At 74.5% G+C, this 2,270-nt stretch carries 2 protein-coding genes and 2 pseudogenes; all 4 read right to left on the bottom strand.

Annotation, left to right across the window (positions count from 1 at the left end; genetic code table 11):
* Positions 1-186, bottom strand: a pseudogene (locus HY68_RS45610) (glycosyltransferase family 2 protein); the annotation flags it as partial.
* Positions 183-800 carry an SAM-dependent methyltransferase gene (locus HY68_RS28405; protein WP_041994120.1) on the bottom strand — a complete coding sequence of 206 codons (618 nt, stop codon included), beginning with the start codon at positions 798-800 and terminating at the stop codon, positions 183-185. The gene HY68_RS28405 and the pseudogene HY68_RS45610, both read right to left, overlap by 4 nt.
* The gene (locus tag HY68_RS28410; RefSeq protein ID WP_041994123.1) at positions 797-1,564 is read right to left on the bottom strand and encodes a PIG-L family deacetylase; all 768 of its coding nucleotides are present in this window, start codon (positions 1,562-1,564) and stop codon (positions 797-799) included. Before HY68_RS28410 ends, HY68_RS28405 begins: the two co-directional genes overlap by 4 nt.
* Positions 1,561-2,270, bottom strand: a pseudogene (locus tag HY68_RS28415) (acyl-CoA dehydrogenase); the annotation flags it as partial. The pseudogene HY68_RS28415 and the gene HY68_RS28410, both read right to left, overlap by 4 nt.

Raw genomic sequence — 2,270 nt, forward strand, 5'->3', positions numbered from 1 at the left:
GCCGGCGGTGTCGTCGCGGCAGTCGTCGGCCGCCACCACGATCAGTACGCGCACACCGGCCAGCGCGGGGTGCCGCGCCGCGGCCCGTACGGTGCGCAGCGTGGCGGGCAGGGAAGCGGCCTCGTTGTGCGCGGGTACGACGACGGCGCACGCGGTGACGGAGCGGGGAGCCGGCGGGCCGCTCACACCAGTCCCTCGTCCGCCGCGGGTGACTGCACGGGGCTGCCGTCCGGGTGCCGCCTGGCGAACACCTGGAGGACGAAGTCCGGATCGCGGTGATCGGTGAGCAGCTGGAGGCCGGGTGTCGCGGCGACCAGCGGGGCCAGCTCGGTGCCGGTGAACCGGTGTTCGGCGACGGGGTGGTCCCAGTGCACGGTGACGAGGGTGCCGCCGGGCTCGAGGCTCGCCACTGCCTGGTCGAGAATGGCCTGCCGTTCCCGGTCGTCGAAGTAGTACAGCAGCTCGGAGAGGACGACGAGGTCGAAGGTCCCCTCGGGCCAGCCAGCCGGGACGGCCAGCTCGCGCACCTCGACGCCGGGAAGGCCGTCGGTGCGCGCCGCCGCTGTCCCGACGGCCGCCGGAATCCGGTCGGTGGACAGCAGGCGCTCGCAACGGGCGGCCAGCAGCCGGGTCAGCACACCGACCGAGCAGCCGGGCTCGAAGGCGCTGCGATAGCGGCGCTTGGGCAGCGCGGCAAGGGTGATCGCGTACTTGCGCTGCTCGTACCAGCGTCCGGCGAGATCCCAGGGATCCGCCGCGTTCTCGTACATCGCCTCGAAGTAGCCTGCGGGCGTGCTCATCTGAAGACCACCTCGAACGGCCGTGTGTGGTGGGCGAGTTCTTCGGGAGGCAGGATCGCCGCCTCACCGGGCCCCTCGCCGAGCGGAGCGATCTGGCTGGTGAACCGCTCGACGGCGCGCAGCTTTCGGGAGTGTGCGGCGCCGGTCAGGGGGATTCGCGCAGCGGTGTGCCAGGGCACCCGTGGGTCGTCGGGCGTGGCCCAGTGCCACAGCCACACCGGATAGAGCCACAGAGGTACGTCGGTGTCGGCGCAGGCCGCCACGGCGGCGCGGCCCGCGGCCTCGTGGTCGCTGTGCAGATCGCCGGTCCACGGCGCGACGCAGTGGGCGGCGTTCGTCTCGCGGAGCAGTTCGGTGAGCGCCGAGCGCACCCGCTGCTCGTACGTGTCGACCTGCGTGTCGGGTACGTGCAGCCGGCGCGTCGCGAGCGCGGGCAGGCCCAGCTCGGAGAGTGCGGCCGCCAGCTCGGCCTCCCTGATCCCGGCCAGCCGGGACGAGTCCGTGCGGCGGCTGCGGGGGTGCGACCCCTCGCCGTCGGTGACCGACACCAGAACGACCTCGGTACCGGCCGCGGCGAGGGTGGCGAGGGCGCCGCCGAAGCCGAGCACCTCGTCGTCCGGATGCGCCGCCACGACGACCACGGGTCCCGCGGCGGGCAGCGGCGCCTCGGGGAGGCGGCCGAGCCCCTCCCAGGACGCCCACAGCGCCTCCGGGGTGCCGGGCGCCTCGATGGCTTCGGCGGCGGCTTGCCGCGCGCCGCTCACCGGCCGGCCTCGCGATCGGTCCCGTCGCGGTCGGTCTCGTCGCGATCGGCGTCTTCGCGCTCGGCCAGCAGTTGGCCCAGCTCCGCCAGATTGCGCTCGGCGTGGTGCTGACGGATGTAGACGGTCAGGTCGGCCACGTTCCTGGCATGCCGGGCGTCGTGGCAGAGCGGGCCTGCGCCGGTCGCCCGCCCGACATGGCCGAGCACGTCCGTACAGACCTGCTCGGCCAGGGCGCGTACGCGCAGGCTGCGCACCCTGGCATCGCCGAGGGCGTCCAGCGGGTCGGCGTCGATGTCGTCGCCCGCCTGGGCCAGTACCGTCTCGGCAGCGCCGAGCAGTACGTCCACGGCGCCCAGATGCGCGGCGGTGTGGGCGTCGGGCGTCCGCTTGCGCGCCGAGGCCAGCAGGGTGTCGGCGACGGCCCGCGCGCCGCCGAGCCAGCAGGCCGCCACCCCGATCCCGCCGTGCTGGAAGCCGGGCCGCTCGACGTACTGTCCGACCTCGCCGACGGGGGTGGCCGGCACGTCGGAGAAGGTGACGTCGGGGGTGTCGCTGCCGGCCATACCGACCGCCTGCCAGCTGCCGGGCACCGGACTCACCCCGGGCTCCGCCACACGTACGGCGAACAGCCGCCGGCCTTCGTCGCTGTCGGCGGTGACCAGGGCGTGCGTACAGACACGCGCGCCGGAGCAGTACGGCTTGAGGC

Origin of the sequence: Streptomyces sp. AcH 505 (assembly GCF_000818175.1) — a bacterium.
In the GTDB taxonomy this organism is placed as follows: domain Bacteria; phylum Actinomycetota; class Actinomycetes; order Streptomycetales; family Streptomycetaceae; genus Streptomyces.

Coding starts and splice junctions, on each gene's coding strand:
- HY68_RS28405 (WP_041994120.1), bottom strand. CDS start 800: ATGAGCACGCCCGCAGGCTACTTCGAGGCGATGTACGAGAACGCGGCG.